Consider the following 15,496-nt stretch of genomic DNA (forward strand, 5'->3'; position numbering starts at 1 on the left):
CCGCGCGCGAGCGTCTCGGCACCCTGTTCGCCGCTAGCGCAATGCGATGACGGCCGAATGGCAGGTGCTGCTGCCACCGCGTGTGCGCCGCGATCCACCCCGGGGCCGGATCGGAGCGCCGCACGCGGTGGGCACCGGTTCTGGCGTACTAGCGGGTCGGCCTGGCCGCGAAGAACGTCTTCAACGTCGGGGTGAACAGCCTCGCCTTGACCTGACGGGTCTGACCCGGCAGTTCGGCGTAGTACGCGCCCGGAATGGCCTGTGCCAGTGCGGTATTGCCGTGGCGGATCCACTGCGGGCTCTTGGATCCCGCGAAAACCGCGGTGGGGGCGGTGATGTAGTCGTAGCGATGGGCGGGGATGGGTTTGCCGTTCAGGGCGTCATCGAGGAAGCGGGCGTCATAGGGCAGGGTGTGGGCGGTCTTGGTGAGCCCGGACCAGCCGGGCATGAGCGGAAAGACCGCTGTCACCGGGGCGGGTGCGCCGATGGCGGCGCGCATGAAGTATCTGATTGCGGCACCGCGTTTTTCGGCCGCGATGAGATCGATCAGCCGCTGCTGATAGTCGGCCGGGATCGGCGTCCGCGAATCATCGGTCACCAGCGGGAATTCATAGAGTCCGAGCTTGTCGACGGCCAGGCCGTGCCGCACCGCCTCCAGGGCGAGCGGGACGCCGGAGGCGAACGCGCAAATACTCACGGGCGCACCGGCTTCGGCGGCCACCGCGGTGAGATCCTCTATCTCCCGGGCCGGATCGTACGGCTGGGTGTCCCCGCTCGCACCGCGTCCGCGCCGGTCATAGGTGTACACGGTGTAGCTGTCCGAAAGCTCCTTGGCCACAGGGGCGCTGGGCCCCATGCCCCGGTGGCAGAACGCGCCGTCGACCAGTACGACGGCCGGGCCGCCGCCGATCCTGTCGTAGGCGATGACGGTGCCGTCCTTGGAGATCACGGTCGAGGTGCTCATGGTTCGGTCCTTCTGGTGCGAACGCTGGAAGAGATATTGCCGGTACAGCCGGGTAGCTAGCCGAAGGAATCATTGCGTGGCCGAGCCGATTTGGCGTGTGTTCGCCGTCTGCGGCGTGTTCGCTGGGCGCGTCACCCGCGCTGTGGCGTGTCGCGGATCAGCGCAGTGCCGCGAGCAGACGCTCCGCATCGGCGGTGCTGAGCAGTACCGCGCGGGCACGCACCGTGCGGATGCCGTGGGTGCGGGCGGGCAGCTCGTCGCGAAAATCGATGCGCACCAAGGGGGAACCGGGGGAGCGCAGGAACGAGAGCAGGCCCGACTCCGGATCGAAATCCAGGCCGAGTTCGGCGGGCCGCTGCGGCGGCGGCCGGAAGCACTCGACCGCATCGATCTCCCGACGCGGAATATCCACGGCCGCAAGCCAACCGAAACGCGCCCGCACCCGGGCGGCATCCACCCGGATCGCACTCCACAGCGGGGACGCCACCGCGATCAGCAGCAGCGCGGTGGCCCCGCCCACCACCGCATCCACGATGCGCGCCACCACCGCGGGCAACAGCGCCGTCGCGAGGAAGTGCAACACCACGGCTTCGAGCACGCCGATCACAGTCATTCCCGCGACAACCGCCCACCAGCCGGTCCGCGCACCCATACCGATTCGCGAGGAAGGGCTCACGTCCGGTTACGTCGCCTGGCTCACCGAGGACATGTGGAAATCGGGAATTCGCAAGGCGGGCATGGAGGTCCGGGTGAACCAGTCCTTCCATTCGCGCGGCAGGGTGATCTCGCTGCGGCCCGCTTCGCTGACTCGGCGCAGCAGATCCAGCGGTGATTCGTTGAAGCGGAAGTTATTGACCGCGGCGGTGACCTCGCCGTTCTCGACCAGGTACACCCCGTCGCGAGTGAGACCGGTGAGCAACAGCGTCGCCGGATCCACCTCGCGGATGTACCACAGGCAGGTCAGCAACAGCCCGCGCTCGGTGCGCGCGATCATATCGGCGAGCGATGCGTCGCCACCGCCGCTCATGAGCAGATTCTCGCCGGGAACCGTGACGGTGGCATCGAATTCGGCCGCCGTGGCGCGCGGGTACACCAGATTCTCGATGACGCCCTTGCGGATCCAGTTCGCGCGCTGCGCGGTGAGCCCGTTGTCGAACACCGACAGCGACTCCGACGACGCGGGTGTCGCGACGAAGGGGCGGTATTCCAGCCCGGCCGCGCTCGGATCCGAATAGAGGGTGAGCGGAATATCGGTGAGCCGCTCCCCGATTCGAGTACCGCCCGCCCGCGAGAACGCGGTATGGCCCTCGTGCGCGCCGCGGCCCTCCATGGTCCAGGCCAGATAGATCATCAGATCCGCGACGGCCGAGGGCGGCAGCAGCGTCTCGTAGCGCCCGGCGGGCAGATCCACCCGCCGCTTGCTCCAATCCAGTCGCCGGGACAGCTCGGCGAGCAGTCCGGGCACATCGACGTCCGCGAAATCCGTGGTGCCCGCACCGACCCAGGCGCTCGCCAGATCGGTTCCGGTGCCGCGCTTGCCATTGATCTCCACCGATCCGGTGGGCTGCACCCAGCGCCTGCGAATCCCGGCCGAGGTGCCCAGCCAGGTGGAATGCAGTTGATGATGGGCGAAGCCGTACAGCTGATCGCTGCCGTCGAAGCCGGGTGCGAGATCGCGGGCCAGTTCGGCGAAGGCCGAGATATCGGTGCTGCCGGGCTCACCCTCCCAATCCAGCATGGCGTCCAGGGTCGCGTGATCCACGATCTGCGGATCCAGCAGCGGCATGGCATCGCGCGCGGGTTCGGCGGTGCGCGCGGCCTCCTCACTCGCGCGCACCACGGCCTCGATATCTGCCGGGTCCACACTCGTGGAACTCACGCTGCCGACGCGCGCACCGGCGTCATCCCGGAAGATCGAGACCACCGCCCAGTCCCGCGCTATCGAGGAACCATTGGTGGTCATGGAATTTCCGGCCCAGCGCAGCGACGCCTCATGCGCGTCGGTGACGATCACCATGGCCTCATCGGCGCGCGAGGACCGCAGCGCGCGTTCGACGACCTCGGGGGCGGGGAGCACACTCACCGTGTCGGTCCTTTCCTACTGTCCGGCTTCGGCGCGGGTATTGAGAATATTGACCCCGCGCACCAGCACCGACGGGCAACCGTGCGAGACCGCCGCCACCTGACCGGGCTGGGCCTTACCGCAATTGAACGCACCACCCAGTACCCAGGTGGAGGGTCCGCCGACCGCTTCCATCGAACCCCAGAAGTCGGTGGTGGTGGCCTGATACGCGACATCGCGCAGCTGCCCGGCCAATTCGCCATTGCGGATGCGGAAGAACCGCTGGCCGGTGAACTGAAAGTTGTAGCGCTGCATATCGATCGACCAGGACTTGTCGCCGACGATATAGATGCCGTTCTCGACGCGGGAGATGAGTTCGGCGGTGGTGGTGTCGCGTTCTGGATCGGGTTGCAGTGACACGTTCGCCATGCGCTGGATCGGAACATGGTGTGCCGAATCGGCATACGAGCAGCCGTTGGAACGCTCCAGGCCCAGGCGGGGCGCGAAGACGCGGTCGAGTTGATAGCCGACCAGGGTGCCCTCGCGCACCAGATCCCACTGCTGTCCCGCGACGCCCTCGTCATCCCAGCCGACGCTGGCCAGGCCGTGCCGCTGGGTGCGGTCACCGGTGACATGCATGATCGGGGTGCCGTACTTCAGCGTGCCGAGTTTGTCGGGGGTGGCGAAGGAGGTTCCGGCGTAGGCGGATTCGTAGCCGATGGCGCGGTCGTATTCGGTGGCGTGGCCGATGGATTCGTGAATGGTCAGCCACAGGTTGGTGGGATCGATGACCAGATCGGTGGGACCGGCGGTGACGGTCGGGGCCTTGACCTTCTCGGCCAGCCACCCCGGGATCTGCGCGAGTTCGCTGTTCCAGTCCCAGGTTCCGTCCGCGCCGGTGACGTACTCCCAGCCGCGACCCGCCGGGGCGGCGAGGGTGCGCATGGTTTCGAACACGCCCGCCGACGGATCGACGGTGATGGCCTCGATCTCCGGATGCAGGCGGACACGCTGCTGGGTGATGCGGGACCCGAACGTGTCGGCGTAGAAGGTCTGCTCCTTCACCTGCAATACAGTCGCCGTCACGTGATCCACGCCGTCGGCGGCTTTGAGACGCTCCGAATAGTCCAGCAGCAGTGCGACTTTGTCCGGTGTCGGCACCGTGAACGGATCGATGTCGTATTCGGAGATGTACTCCACGCCGTCATAACGCGGCTCGTCGGCGAGCTCGACACGCTCGCGATTCAAGCCCCGCAAAGTGCTGGCAACCGTGACGGCGCGCCGCGCCACCTGTACCGCCGACTCGGGCGTGAGATCCGCGTGCGAGGCGAAACCCCACGTGCCGTCGACGATCACGCGCACCGCGAAACCGAGATCGGTACTGTCGCGCACGGATTCGACGCGCCCGTCGCGTAACCGGATGCTCTGCTGGGTGAGTCGATGCACTCGCAGGTCCGCGTACTCCGCTCCGGCCGCTCGCGCCGCCGTCAGAGCGGCATCGGCGAGCGCGGTCAGCGGCAGTGCGCGGAACTCGGGATCCACGACCTTGGTTGCGATGCTCACCCGCACCACGCTAGAGGGTCGCGTACCGGCGCTTCAACAACACACTGGGACACAATGAAGTTCACACTCTGCAAACGTGCACACGCTGCAACAATGCACGGAGTGTGAAGAAGCACAGCATGAAACGCGGGCGACAAGGCCAGTACATACCGGGTTTTTCGGTCGCGATGGCGTAGCGTCTGCCCGCGTGCCGCCATCAGCGCTCCGCGACCGCAAACGAGAACGCACCCGCCGTGCCCTCTACGAGGCCGCCGTCGAATTGTTCGAAAGCAGAGGTTATGAGGCGACCACCGTCGCCGATATCGCCGCCGCCGCCGAAGTCGGCACCCGGACGTTCTTCAACTACTTCGCCAGCAAAGAGGAACTCCTCTTTCCCGAACCCGACGAACGGGTGAGCGCGGCCGCCCGCGCCATCGCCGCCCGCCGTCCCGAGGAACGCCCCGTCGAGGTCCTGCTACGCGCCCTACGCGCGGCCGGCGACAACCCCGGCGACCATCTCGGCGACACCCTCGCCGCCCGCATAGCCGTTGTCCGAGCCCAGGTCTCGCGCACCGTCCCCGCCGTCTCGGGCCGCGCCGCCTACGCCCAACTCTCGGCGCAGCAGGAAATCGCCAAGCAACTGCGCACCGCGTTCCCCGACGAACTCGACGAGGTCGGTGCCGCGGCCCTGGTCGGCGCGGTGGTCGGTGCGGTCTCGGGTGCCCTGACCGTGCTGTTCCAGACCAGCGCCATCTCCGATCCCGAAGAGCTGCAACGCAAGATCCAGGAGACCACCTCGAAAGTGCTGGCTCCCTGGCTCACCGCGCCCGCCCCGGCTTCCATCGCCAGCGCCGACCCCGATGCGAGTCATACACTTGCCATGGCCGCCGCACCGCGCGCGGATATCGCGCGGTCGCCGCAGCCCGGTCATCGCCGCGACGACTCCCGCCCCACCACTCCGGCACTGGAGTCCGTCCGCCCGGTTCAGGCGGTGCCGGAGCCCGATCGCCCGGTCAATCCCACCACCGCGCCACTCCGCCCCGCCTACCCGACGACGGAACCGGTCCGCCGCACCGACCTCCCGGTCCGTCACCTCGGCGCGGCAACCCTGCGCCGCGTCACCCCGGATCCGGTGCACCAGCTGCCCACCGGATCCTGCGGTACCCCCGACCCCACCCCCGTGCCCGAATCCAATGGCGGCGAATCCTCCTGGCGCGGCAACTCTTCCGCATCCGACCCGGACCCCGAACCGGCAGGCGACCTACGTTTCCGCGAAAACGCCTTCGTCTGACCCGTTCGCTCCGATGTGGTCGTATTCGTCCTCGGCCGTGAGGAATTCGGTGATCAGGCGGTTGAACGCGGCTGGTTGTTCGAGCATGGGCAGGTGGCCGGTGTCGGGGAGGATGTGGACCTGATCGACGGCCGGGGTGGCGGCTGCGAAGCGGTGTAGGTCGCGCGCCGGGGCGATGCGATCCAGTGCGCCACCGATCAGCAGTGTTGGCCGGGCGAGGGCCAGTGCCGGGGTGAAGTCGTAGCCGAATCCCTGGCGGAGGGTGGCCAGGGTGCCGGGGGCGCCGATACCGGAGAGGAAGTGGCCGAACATTTCCTCGGATATGGCTTCCGGATTCGGGACGTAGGGGGCCAGGGCCAGTCTTCTGGCCCACGGGGTTCGGGTGATGAGCGACTGCGCTGCCCGGGGTAGCGGTAGTCCGGCGGTCGCGGCCTCGATGAGGAAGTTCGCGAGGTGGGGGTCGCGGCGCAGGGTGGTGATCGGGGTGGCGAAGAGGGATAGGACCGAGGTGATCGGGCCGCCCGCCAGCACGATGCGGTTTATGTGATTCGGTAGGCGGGTTGCTGTTTCGCAGGCCACCAGGGTGCCCATGGAATGGCCGATCAGGTCGATGCGGTCGGCGTCGCAGTGGGATCGGAGTGCGTCGATGACGGTCACGGCGTTGGCGATCGTCGAGGTGCGCGGCAGTTCGGAATCGCCGAAACCGGGGAGGTCGACGGCGATGACGCGGTGGGTGCGGGCCAGCGCGGGGATGGTGGCGGCCCAATGTCTTCGGCAGCCGCCGAGGCCGTGGATCAGGACGCATACCCGCGGTCCGGAACCGGTGTCGGTGAACGCGATTCGGCGGCCGTTCACCACCAGATCGGATCGTGCTGCTTCGGATTCGGCGAATGTGTAACCGCCCCGGACTGATTCATCGTTGATCGTCGACATCGCGCCCACCCCTGGCTCCTGCCCTAGTGCCGGTTACCACGATTCGGGCAACCGGCTGAACGTCACATGCTGACTGCAAGTGACTTTCAGAGGCTAGCGCTGCTCGGATAGACCTGCAAGTCACTGTCAGGCTGTGGTCCCGGGGTCACGTATCGTTTCGGAATGCCCGAACCCGCCCGTCAACCGCAGCAACCCGGCCTGCTCGAGCGCAGGAAGATCCAGGCGATGCTGGAGATTCAGGACGTGGCACTGGGGTTGTTCGAATCCGACGGGTATCGCAAGGTGTCGGTGGAACAGGTCGCCGCGGCGGCGGGAGTGTCGGCCAGCACGATCTATCGGTACTTCGGGACCAAGGAACAGTTGGTGGTCTGGGATCACGTCGATACCCAGGGTCTGGCATTGCTGACCGCCGACGCCGGGGTGAGCACACCGGCCGAATTGCTGGCGGCGGTACAGGTCGCGGCGCCGATTGTGCTTGCGGCACTGCTGGATTCGGGCGATGAGCGCCGGATCGAACGGCGTGTGCGGCTGATGACCTCCGAACCCGAGGTGCGCACGGGGGAGCTACAGCAGATCCACGGCCTGGAAGCGCAGATCCGCCGCCTGCTCGCGGCGCGGCTCGGACGCGAGGACAACGATCTGACGGTGCGTTATGCCGCCGCGCAGGCCGCCTGGGGGTATCTGGCCGCGGTCGACCACTGGGCCGCGAACGAGTACAGCGAACCGCTGGCGGACGTGCTGCGCGAAGCCACCGCGTTGCTGATCAAAGCCGTTGGCGCGGTACTGGATTAGCCCCTCGACTGCCAGGCCGCGCGGTGACCGATCAGCCGAACTGCTGCCAGCCCAGGCGCAGCACCATCGCCACCACCACGACCAACAGCACGATGCGCACGAAGCCCGCACCCTTGGCCAGGGCCATGCGCGAACCCACAATGGAGCCCGCCACATTCGCGACCGCCATGGACAGGCCCAGCGCCCACAGGACATGACCGGTGGCCGCCAGGAAGATCAGCGAGCCGAGATTGGAACCGCAGTTGATCACCTTGGCCATGGCCGCCGCCCGCACGAACTCGGTGCCCAGCAGCGTGGCGAAGGTGATGATCAGAAAGGTCCCGGTACCCGGCCCGAGCACACCGTCGTAGAGGCCGATGAGACCGGCGGCCAAGCCCACCACCAGCAGGGTCTTGCGTCGAGTCGGGGGATGCGTGGCCATCGTGACACCCACCGACGGGCGAATCGTCACGAAGATGGCCACACCGATCAGCACCACCATGACGATCGGAATGAAGTACTTGCGATCGATCAGCGCCACCAGCGCCGAACCGCAGGCGGCCGCGACCGCCGCGATCACCGCCCCCGGAACCAGCAGCTTCCACCGCATCGGCACCTTGCGCGCGAACGTGATCACCGCGGCCGTGGTCCCCGAGAACGCCGCAATCTTATTGGTGCCCAACGCCGTCTGCGGCGCGAGCCCCGGCAGCACCACGAACAGCGTCGGCAACACGATCAACCCGCCGCCCCCGACCACGGCATCGACCCACCCCGCGGCCGTAGCCGCCGTCAGCAATACCGCCCAGTCCGCAACACCCACCCCGAAACCCAACCAGACTTCGTGAACCGCGAGCAAACCGCCTACCTCTAGGGTGTGGGGGTGCGCCGGTTCAGTCTGTGGCTGCGAGGTAAGCCGCTCATCTCCGATTCCATCCTGGCCCTGGTGCTGCTGACCTTGGATGTGCTGGCGGTGGGGGAGGCCAGGAATAAGGTCGCGTACCTGGTGCTGGGTGTGTTGCTGGTGGTGCCGATCGTTTTCCGGCGGACCTATCCGCGCGGGGCGGCGGTGGTGCTGGTGTTGATTTCCACGAGCACCACGATCACGCATTGGGCCGGGGATGATTCGTCGGTGCATCCGGCGCTGCTGGGGCTCGGGGTGATGCTGTACACGCTGGTCGCGTATGTGGGTCGGCGCGACGGGCTGTGGTATCTGGCGCTGCTGGTGTTCGACGGCACGCTCTCCTTTCTGTTGATCGGCAAACCCGAGGGCGGCGATCTGGCGTTCACGGCGCTGTATTACGCGCTGTGCTGGACCTTCGCCGAATTCGTCGGCGCGCGGCACGCCTATGACGCCGAGGTGGCCGCGCGTTTGGCGGTTGCCGACTATGACAGGGAGAGGCGCGCACACGATGCCGTCGCCGCCGAGCGCACGCGCATCGCCCGCGAACTGCACGATGTCGTCGCGCACGCGGTGAGCGTGATCATCGTGCAGGCCGACGGGGCACGATTCGCGTTGCGGGACAATCCCGATCTGGCCGAGAAGGCCATGACGACCATCGCCGGAACCGGCCGCGACGCGCTGCGCGAGTTGCGGCGCACCGTGGAGCTGCTGCGCATCGAGCATGCGCCGGAAGAACTTCCGCAGCACGGCACCGCGGGCATCGCCAAGGTGGTGCAGATGATGCGCGATACCGGACTGGATGTCTCGCTCGAACTGTGCGGCGAAATCGATACCGTCACACCGGAAGTCAGCCTCGGCATTCACCGCATCGTGCAGGAATCGCTCACCAACACCCTGCGGCACGCCGGTCCCGATCCGCGCGCCGAAGTCCGCATAGAACGCGCCGAGAACGATGTGCTGCTGGACATCGTCGACTCCGGCGGTGCGCCGACCGCCCGTGCGCACGGCAAATGCGGGGAAGCGCTGCCCACCCGGATCACCGCGCCCGCGAGCCTGATTCCCGGCAGCGGCCTCGGCCTGGTCGGCATGCGCGAACGCATCGCGGTGCTCGGCGGCACCCTCACCGTCGGCCGCACCGGCAATGGCGGCTGGGCGGTGCACGCCACGATCCCGCTGTTCCGGGCCGTCCCGGACTAGCCGCCGAGGCCGGTCCGCGCGCCGTACCGATAGATTGGAGGATGTGCCGATCACCGTTCTCGTAGTGGACGACCAGGAACTCATGCGCGCGGGCTTGAAGATGGTGCTGGGCGCTCACCCGGATATAGAGGTGGTAGGGGAGGCCGATAACGGGGCCACCGCCATCTCCCGCACCGCCGAACTGCGCCCGGATGTGGTGCTCATGGATGTGCGCATGCCCATCACCGACGGTGTCACCGCCACCGGCAAGATCATCGAATCCGGTTGTGGCAGCCGCGTTCTGGTGATGACCACCTTCGACCTGGATGAGCACGCGCTGGGTGCGCTGCGCGCCGGGGCCAGCGGATTCCTGTTGAAGGACACCCCGCCCGAGGACCTCATCTCGGCCATTCGCAGTGTCGCCGCCGGTGATGCGGTGGTTTCGCCGAAGGTCACCAAACGCCTGCTGGACCGTCTCATCGCCGATGATCCGGCCGCCGGGCGCGACCCCGCCATCCTCGATGTGCTCACCGCCCGCGAACGCGAGGTGCTCGAGCACATCGCCGTCGGCCGCTCCAATGCCGAGATCGCCGGTGCCCTGTTCCTGTCCGAGGCGACCGTCAAAACCCATGTCGGTCGGGTGCTCACCAAACTCAACCTGCGCGATCGCGTGCAGGCGGTGGTGCTGGCCTACGAAACCGGACTGGTCCGCCCGGGCAACGCCTGACCGGGGCTTGCGCATACACCCTGATAGCCGAATGTGAATCCGGACGCATCGGGAGAAAATTCGCAGTGCGAACCGTTGAGGGAAGTAGATCGCCGAAAGGATCGCCTAATGCCCGCACTATTGTTCGCCGCGTACTTCATCGCCGAGATCGCCACGCTCGTATTGTTCGGTCACCTCATCGGCGTGTTCCCGACCATTCTGCTGCTCATCGCGGGTTCGGCCGCCGGGCTGATCCTGGTTCGCTCGCAGGGCCGCCGCGTCTTCGAGAACTTCCGTCGCGCCTCGCGCGGTGAGCTCGACCCCAGCACCGCCGTCGCCGACGGCGCACTGGTCACGGTCGGCGCGGTGCTGATGTTCGTGCCCGGTCTGCTCACCTCGTTGATCGGCCTGGTCGCGCTGGTGCCGTTCACCCGCTTCCTGATCCGCCCGGTGGTGGCCGCGTTCGCCGCGCGCCGCCTGGCCCGGGTCGCCACCGCGGTCGGCCCGTACGGCTACCGCAATGTGGTCATCGATCCCGACGGTGAGGTCATCGATGCCACCGTGGTCACCGAGTACTACGACGACGGCCAGGGCGATGCCCGCCGCATGATCGACCCGCGCTGACCGTAGGCTGAACGCCGTTCAGACCCCATAGTCGAAGGGCGATAACCGATGTCGAGCGAGACCACCGTGCGCAATGGCGCGGTCACCCTGCCGGTGACGCGGTCCGGGGCGGGTCCCGCGCTCGTCTTCCTCAACGGTGCGGGCGCGACCCAGGTCGCGTGGAAGCAGGTGGTCTCGGAACTGCACGGATTCGAGAGCATCACCTTCGATCTGCGCGGGCACGGAAAAGCTTCCACCGCAGAGACTTACACGTTCGCCGACTTCGAATCCGATGCGGACGCGGTGCTGCGGGCACTGGATGTGCAACGCCCGATCCTGATCGGCTGGTCCCTGGGCGCGGATCTGGCCGTCGAATACGCCGCCGCGCATCCGGGCGAGATCGCCGGACTGGTGTTGCTGGACGGCGCGGTCCCCATCGGGCAGTCACTCATCGACGATCCCAAGAAGATCCGCGAATCCTTCAACAGCCTCGGCACCAAACTCGCCATGCTGCTGGTGCGGATGAGCGCGCACGGGTACGCGATGCCGGGCAAGGCGTTCGCCGACCTCACCATCGAAGTCGATCAGCGGCGGCAGCACCTGCTGGACACCTACCGCACCCTGGACTGCCCGGTCACCATGCTGCTGGCCACGCACACCTCGCAGGGTAAGGACGCGCAGGCCACCCGGAACAACAAGACCTGGCGCGAAGGCGGCGAGGTGCTGCGGGCCGCGGTGCCGAGCATCGAGGTGAGCTGGCTCGACGGCGATCATAAACTGCCCTTCACCCATCCCGCAGAGGTCGCGGCCGCCATCACCGCGCTCGCGGCCAAGGCGGGGCCTTCCGAATAGTCCGGCGTCCGGATCGCGCGCCTCGCCCGAGAGCGCACCTCCGACTCGACGCGAGCGCCCGGCGCGATGTGACTTATGTCCGGTGGGCGGAGTGCGGTTGCGGCAGTGCGCGGCGCGTGCGGCAGACTGGAAACCCGTGAGTACCCAGTTGCTTGTCGGCGGTCGCATCTACAGCTCCAGTAATCCCGACGCCACCGCCATGGCCGTCACCGACGGCACCGTGGTGTGGGTGGGCGCGGACCGCACCGGACGGGCACTGCACCCGGACGCCGAGGTCGTCGATCTCGGCGGGGCGTTCGTGGCGCCGGCGTTCGTCGACCCGCACGTGCACCTCACGGCGCTGGGACTCAAACTCACCGGACTCGATCTGGCACAGGCGCGTTCACTCACCGAATGCCTGGAGCTGTTGCGCGCGTACGCCGCCGCGCACCCCGCCGGACCGGTGCTCGGTGACGGCTGGGACGACACCACCTGGACCGAGGGCCGCCCACCCACCCTGGCCGAGATCGATGCCGCCGCACCCGGGCGCATCGTGTATCTGGCTCGGGTGGACGCGCATTCGGCCGTCGCCTCCACCGCACTGCTGGACGCGGTACCCGCGCTGACCGGAACGCCCGGCTTCACCCGCGGCGAACCGCTGCGCGCCGCAGCCCACCACCTGGTGCGCCGCGCCGCGCTCGGCGCACTGGAACCCGCACAGCGCGATGCCGCCCGCCGCGCCGCCCTGGATCACGCCGCCGCCAATGGCATTGCGGCCGTTCACGAATGCGCCGGACCCGATATCTCCGGTGAGACCGATGTGCGCGAATTGCTGGCCTTCGAGCACGGTGTGCAGGTGCGCGCCTACTGGGGTCAGGCCGTGCGCACCGCCGATGAGGCCCGCACCCTGGTCAAGGAACTCGGCGTGCACGCGCTCGGCGGTGACCTGTTCGTGGACGGCTCCATCGGCTCGCATACCGCCTGGCTGCGCGACCCGTACGCGGACCGCGATACGACCGGCACCTCGTACCTCGACGCGGAAACCATTGCCGCCCATGTCCTGGCGTGCACCGAGGCCGGAATCCAATCCGGCTTCCACGTCATCGGCGACGCCGCCATGGACGCGGTCGTCGCGGGCTTCGAACAGGTCGTCGCCCAGGTCGGCGGACCGGCCTTCGCCTCGCGCGGACACCGCGTCGAACACGCCGAAATGGTCGACGCCGAGCAGATCGCCAAGCTCGCCGCCTGGGGCGTAATCGCCAGCGTCCAACCGGCTTTCGACGCAGCGTGGGGCGGCCCGGACGGTATGTACGCCGCCCGCCTCGGCGCGGACCGCGCCGCCACCCTGAACCCGTTCTCCGCCATGGCGTCCGCCGGTATCTCCCTCGCCATCGGCTCCGACGCCCCGGTCACCGCCCTGAGCCCGTGGGAAGCGCTGCGCGCGGCGGTGAACCACCGCACCCCCGGCCACCAGATCTCCCCGCGCGCCGCCTTCGCCGCCGCCACCCGGGGCGCGTGGCGCGCGGGCGGCGTCCGCGACGGCGTCGCCGGAACCCTGGTCCCCGGCGCACCCGCCTCCTACGCGGTCTGGGAAGCGGACGAATTGGTCGTCGCCGCGGCCGCCGACACCGTGCAGCGCTGGTCCACCGACCCCCGCTCCCGCGTCCCCGGCCTGCCGCCCCTGACCCCGGACGCGACGCTGCCCCGCTGCCTGGCCACCGTGCACCGCGGGACCACAATTCATGCGGTCTGACGGGCCGGCGGAAGGCGCTTCGCGCACGACAGTGGCCGATGATATGGCGAAGGCCCGGCCGCGTCGCGACCTGATGCACCGCCCGCCGCGCGACATCGCGTACGGTCGGCATGAATTCCGAACCGGCAGGCCATATCTCGGGCGTGCGATCCGCATCCCATCGGGAAAGACGTTTCGGGGTGCGGTGCAGGATCGAAAGGTATTGGCGTCGTGAGCAAGTCGATTGTCGAGGGCGATGATCATGCGGGGAGCGACGCGGCGGGGCGCGGCATAGCCGCCCGGGCGGGCGGTTTGCTGCGGGATCATCCGGTGGTGGCGCGCATGGTCGCGGCGGTGGTCGCCGGGCTGTTGCTGTTCGCGAGTTTCCCGCCGCGGACGCTGTGGTTCCTCGCGCCGGTCGGAATCGCGATCCTCATTCTCACCGTGCGCGGAAGTGGCCGTCTGCGTGGGGGTTTCGGATATGGATTCCTGGCGGGAATGGCGTTTTTCCTGCCGTTGCTGCCGTGGACCGGAATCTATGTCGGACCGGTGCCGTGGATCGGACTTTCGACGGCGCTCTCGGTGTATGTCGGATTGTTCGGGATGCTGGTGCGATTGGTGGGGCGGTTGCCGGGGTGGCCGCTGTGGGTCGCCACCGCGTGGTCGCTCACCGAATGGGGGCGGTCGAGTTTTCCGTTCGGCGGGTTCCCCTGGGGGAGACTGGCTTTCGGGCAGGCCGACGGGTGGTATCTGCCGTACGCGATGCTCGGCGGCGCACCGCTGGTGAGTTTCGCGGTGGCGCTCACGGGTGCGGGAGTGGCGGCCGCGGCGGTGTGGGGGCGCGCGTTCGCACGTAGCACGGACACGCCGCAGGCGCGTCCGAATCGTCCCAGATCGGGGCGTTGGCGTCTCATATCCTGGAACCGAATTGTTGCTGCGGCAATGCTTGTGGCTATAGTTCCCCTCACCGGAGTGATCCTCCGGACCGCGCTGCCCCGCCCGGAGGACGGCAACCGGCCGATCACGGTCGCCGCCATCCAGGGCAGCGTGCCGCGGCTCGGATTGGACTTCAATTCCCAGCGTCGCGCGGTTCTCGACAATCACGTCAAGCGCACCGAAGAGCTCGCCAAGGCCGTCGCGGCCGGGCAGGCCGCGCAGCCGGATGTGGTTATCTGGCCGGAGAATTCCTCCGATATCGATCCGCTGCGCAATTCCGACGCCTATGCCGAGATCACGCAGGCGTCGCGAGATATCAAGGCCCCCATCCTGGTCGGCGCGGTGCTCGTCAATGACGATCGCACCACCACCAATTCGGTCATCGTGTGGACCGCCGACGGCGGCCCGGGGGAGCGGCACGACAAGAAGATCATTCAGCCGTTCGGCGAATATCTGCCCTACCGCGGCTTTTTCCGGCATTTCTCCGAATACGCCGACCGCGCGGGCTATTTCGTGCCGGGCAACGGTGACGGTGTCGTGCACGTACAACCCGCGAGCGGCGGCGCGCCCGTCGCCATCGGCGTGGCCACCTGCTACGAGGTCGCCTTCGATCGCGCCTTCGAGGACGCGGTGCGCGCCGGAGCGCAGATTCTGACGGTGCCCTCCAATAACGCCACCTTCGGCAAGAGCGAGATGACCTATCAGCAGCTGGCCATGTCGCGCATTCGCGCGGTGGAGCACGGTCGCGCCGTGGTGGTTTCGGTGACCACCGGGGTGAGCGCCATGATCACCGCGGACGGCGCCATCCAGCAGCAGACCGAACAGTTTGTTCCGGCGGCCTTGGTGGCGACCCTGCCGCTGCGCACCGAGACGACACTCGCCTCCCGGATCGGCCCCGCGCCGGAACGAATCTTGTGTATTCTTGCCGCGGCCGCCGGTGTGGCGGCCGTCACTCGGCGGCGCACCACCAATGCGACTCCGGCCGATCCTGATGCGGTGGCCGGCACCCTTCCGGCCGAATAATTCACTGCGCGCGCGTGCGACGAGG

At 68.0% G+C, this 15,496-nt stretch carries 14 protein-coding genes; 8 read left to right on the plus strand and 6 right to left on the minus strand.

Annotated features, from left to right (window positions below; all coding sequences use genetic code 11):
* Nucleotides 1-148 precede the first annotated feature (148 nt).
* From ACFVUS_RS03630 to ACFVUS_RS03645, 4 genes are all read right to left on the minus strand, one after another.
* The gene (locus tag ACFVUS_RS03630) at nucleotides 149-964 is read right to left on the minus strand and encodes an alpha/beta fold hydrolase (RefSeq protein ID WP_387761600.1); all 816 of its coding nucleotides are present in this window, start codon (nucleotides 962-964) and stop codon (nucleotides 149-151) included.
* A 157-nt stretch (nucleotides 965-1,121) separates the two neighbouring features.
* A complete protein-coding gene (locus ACFVUS_RS03635) occupies nucleotides 1,122-1,640 on the minus strand; it encodes a hypothetical protein (RefSeq protein ID WP_387761601.1) in 519 nt (172 codons plus the stop codon).
* A gap of 6 nt (nucleotides 1,641-1,646) precedes the next feature.
* Nucleotides 1,647-2,981 (minus strand): metallopeptidase TldD-related protein, encoded by a 1,335-nt coding sequence (locus tag ACFVUS_RS03640; RefSeq protein ID WP_387765382.1) that lies wholly within the window; start codon nucleotides 2,979-2,981, stop codon nucleotides 1,647-1,649.
* Between the two features lie 81 nt (nucleotides 2,982-3,062).
* Nucleotides 3,063-4,589, minus strand: coding sequence for a TldD/PmbA family protein (locus ACFVUS_RS03645; protein ID WP_387761602.1), 1,527 nt, complete (start codon nucleotides 4,587-4,589; stop codon nucleotides 3,063-3,065).
* A gap of 187 nt (nucleotides 4,590-4,776) precedes the next feature.
* On the opposite strand from ACFVUS_RS03645, the gene ACFVUS_RS03650 reads away from it, so the two are divergent.
* Nucleotides 4,777-5,859 carry a TetR/AcrR family transcriptional regulator gene (locus tag ACFVUS_RS03650; RefSeq protein ID WP_387761603.1) on the plus strand — a complete coding sequence of 361 codons (1,083 nt, stop codon included), beginning with the start codon at nucleotides 4,777-4,779 and terminating at the stop codon, nucleotides 5,857-5,859.
* Here the strand turns inward: ACFVUS_RS03650 and ACFVUS_RS03655 are convergent.
* Complete coding sequence (locus tag ACFVUS_RS03655; protein ID WP_387761604.1) at nucleotides 5,830-6,792, minus strand: alpha/beta fold hydrolase; 963 nt, start codon at nucleotides 6,790-6,792, stop codon at nucleotides 5,830-5,832. The genes ACFVUS_RS03650 and ACFVUS_RS03655 overlap by 30 nt on opposite strands.
* A 162-nt stretch (nucleotides 6,793-6,954) precedes the next feature.
* Between ACFVUS_RS03655 and ACFVUS_RS03660 the strand changes: the two genes are divergently transcribed.
* Nucleotides 6,955-7,584 (plus strand): TetR family transcriptional regulator, encoded by a 630-nt coding sequence (locus ACFVUS_RS03660; protein ID WP_387761605.1) that lies wholly within the window; start codon nucleotides 6,955-6,957, stop codon nucleotides 7,582-7,584.
* A 31-nt stretch (nucleotides 7,585-7,615) separates the two neighbouring features.
* On the opposite strand, the gene ACFVUS_RS03665 is transcribed toward ACFVUS_RS03660, so the two are convergent.
* The gene (locus tag ACFVUS_RS03665) at nucleotides 7,616-8,383 is read right to left on the minus strand and encodes a TSUP family transporter (RefSeq protein WP_387765383.1); all 768 of its coding nucleotides are present in this window, start codon (nucleotides 8,381-8,383) and stop codon (nucleotides 7,616-7,618) included.
* A 60-nt stretch (nucleotides 8,384-8,443) separates the two neighbouring features.
* Between ACFVUS_RS03665 and ACFVUS_RS03670 the strand changes: the two genes are divergently transcribed.
* From ACFVUS_RS03670 to lnt, 6 genes are all read left to right on the plus strand, one after another.
* On the plus strand, nucleotides 8,444-9,661 hold the full coding sequence (locus ACFVUS_RS03670; RefSeq protein WP_387761606.1) for a sensor histidine kinase: 1,218 nt from the start codon (nucleotides 8,444-8,446) through the stop codon (nucleotides 9,659-9,661).
* 43 nt (nucleotides 9,662-9,704) lie between these two features.
* Nucleotides 9,705-10,367, plus strand: coding sequence for a response regulator (locus ACFVUS_RS03675; protein WP_376061145.1), 663 nt, complete (start codon nucleotides 9,705-9,707; stop codon nucleotides 10,365-10,367).
* 108 nt (nucleotides 10,368-10,475) lie between these two features.
* Nucleotides 10,476-10,970 carry an FxsA family protein gene (locus tag ACFVUS_RS03680; RefSeq protein WP_387761607.1) on the plus strand — a complete coding sequence of 165 codons (495 nt, stop codon included), beginning with the start codon at nucleotides 10,476-10,478 and terminating at the stop codon, nucleotides 10,968-10,970.
* A 48-nt stretch (nucleotides 10,971-11,018) separates the two neighbouring features.
* Nucleotides 11,019-11,801, plus strand: coding sequence for an alpha/beta fold hydrolase (locus ACFVUS_RS03685; protein ID WP_387761608.1), 783 nt, complete (start codon nucleotides 11,019-11,021; stop codon nucleotides 11,799-11,801).
* Between the two features lie 136 nt (nucleotides 11,802-11,937).
* The gene (locus tag ACFVUS_RS03690; RefSeq protein ID WP_387761609.1) at nucleotides 11,938-13,533 is read left to right on the plus strand and encodes an amidohydrolase; all 1,596 of its coding nucleotides are present in this window, start codon (nucleotides 11,938-11,940) and stop codon (nucleotides 13,531-13,533) included.
* A gap of 321 nt (nucleotides 13,534-13,854) precedes the next feature.
* On the plus strand, nucleotides 13,855-15,471 hold the full coding sequence (gene lnt / locus ACFVUS_RS03695; protein ID WP_387765384.1) for an apolipoprotein N-acyltransferase: 1,617 nt from the start codon (nucleotides 13,855-13,857) through the stop codon (nucleotides 15,469-15,471).
* Nucleotides 15,472-15,496: the final 25 nt, after the last annotated feature.

This window comes from Nocardia sp. NPDC058058 (assembly GCF_042885355.1).
Taxonomy (GTDB): domain Bacteria; phylum Actinomycetota; class Actinomycetes; order Mycobacteriales; family Mycobacteriaceae; genus Nocardia.

Coding starts and splice junctions, on each gene's coding strand:
- lnt (WP_387765384.1), top strand. CDS start 13,855: ATGGTCGCGGCGGTGGTCGCCGGGCTGTTGCTGTTCGCGAGTTTCCCG.
- ACFVUS_RS03680 (WP_387761607.1), top strand. CDS start 10,476: ATGCCCGCACTATTGTTCGCCGCGTACTTCATCGCCGAGATCGCCACG.
- ACFVUS_RS03660 (WP_387761605.1), top strand. CDS start 6,955: ATGCCCGAACCCGCCCGTCAACCGCAGCAACCCGGCCTGCTCGAGCGC.
- ACFVUS_RS03630 (WP_387761600.1), bottom strand. CDS start 964: ATGAGCACCTCGACCGTGATCTCCAAGGACGGCACCGTCATCGCCTAC.
- ACFVUS_RS03685 (WP_387761608.1), top strand. CDS start 11,019: ATGTCGAGCGAGACCACCGTGCGCAATGGCGCGGTCACCCTGCCGGTG.
- ACFVUS_RS03655 (WP_387761604.1), bottom strand. CDS start 6,792: ATGTCGACGATCAACGATGAATCAGTCCGGGGCGGTTACACATTCGCC.
- ACFVUS_RS03640 (WP_387765382.1), bottom strand. CDS start 2,981: ATGGTGATCGTCACCGACGCGCATGAGGCGTCGCTGCGCTGGGCCGGA.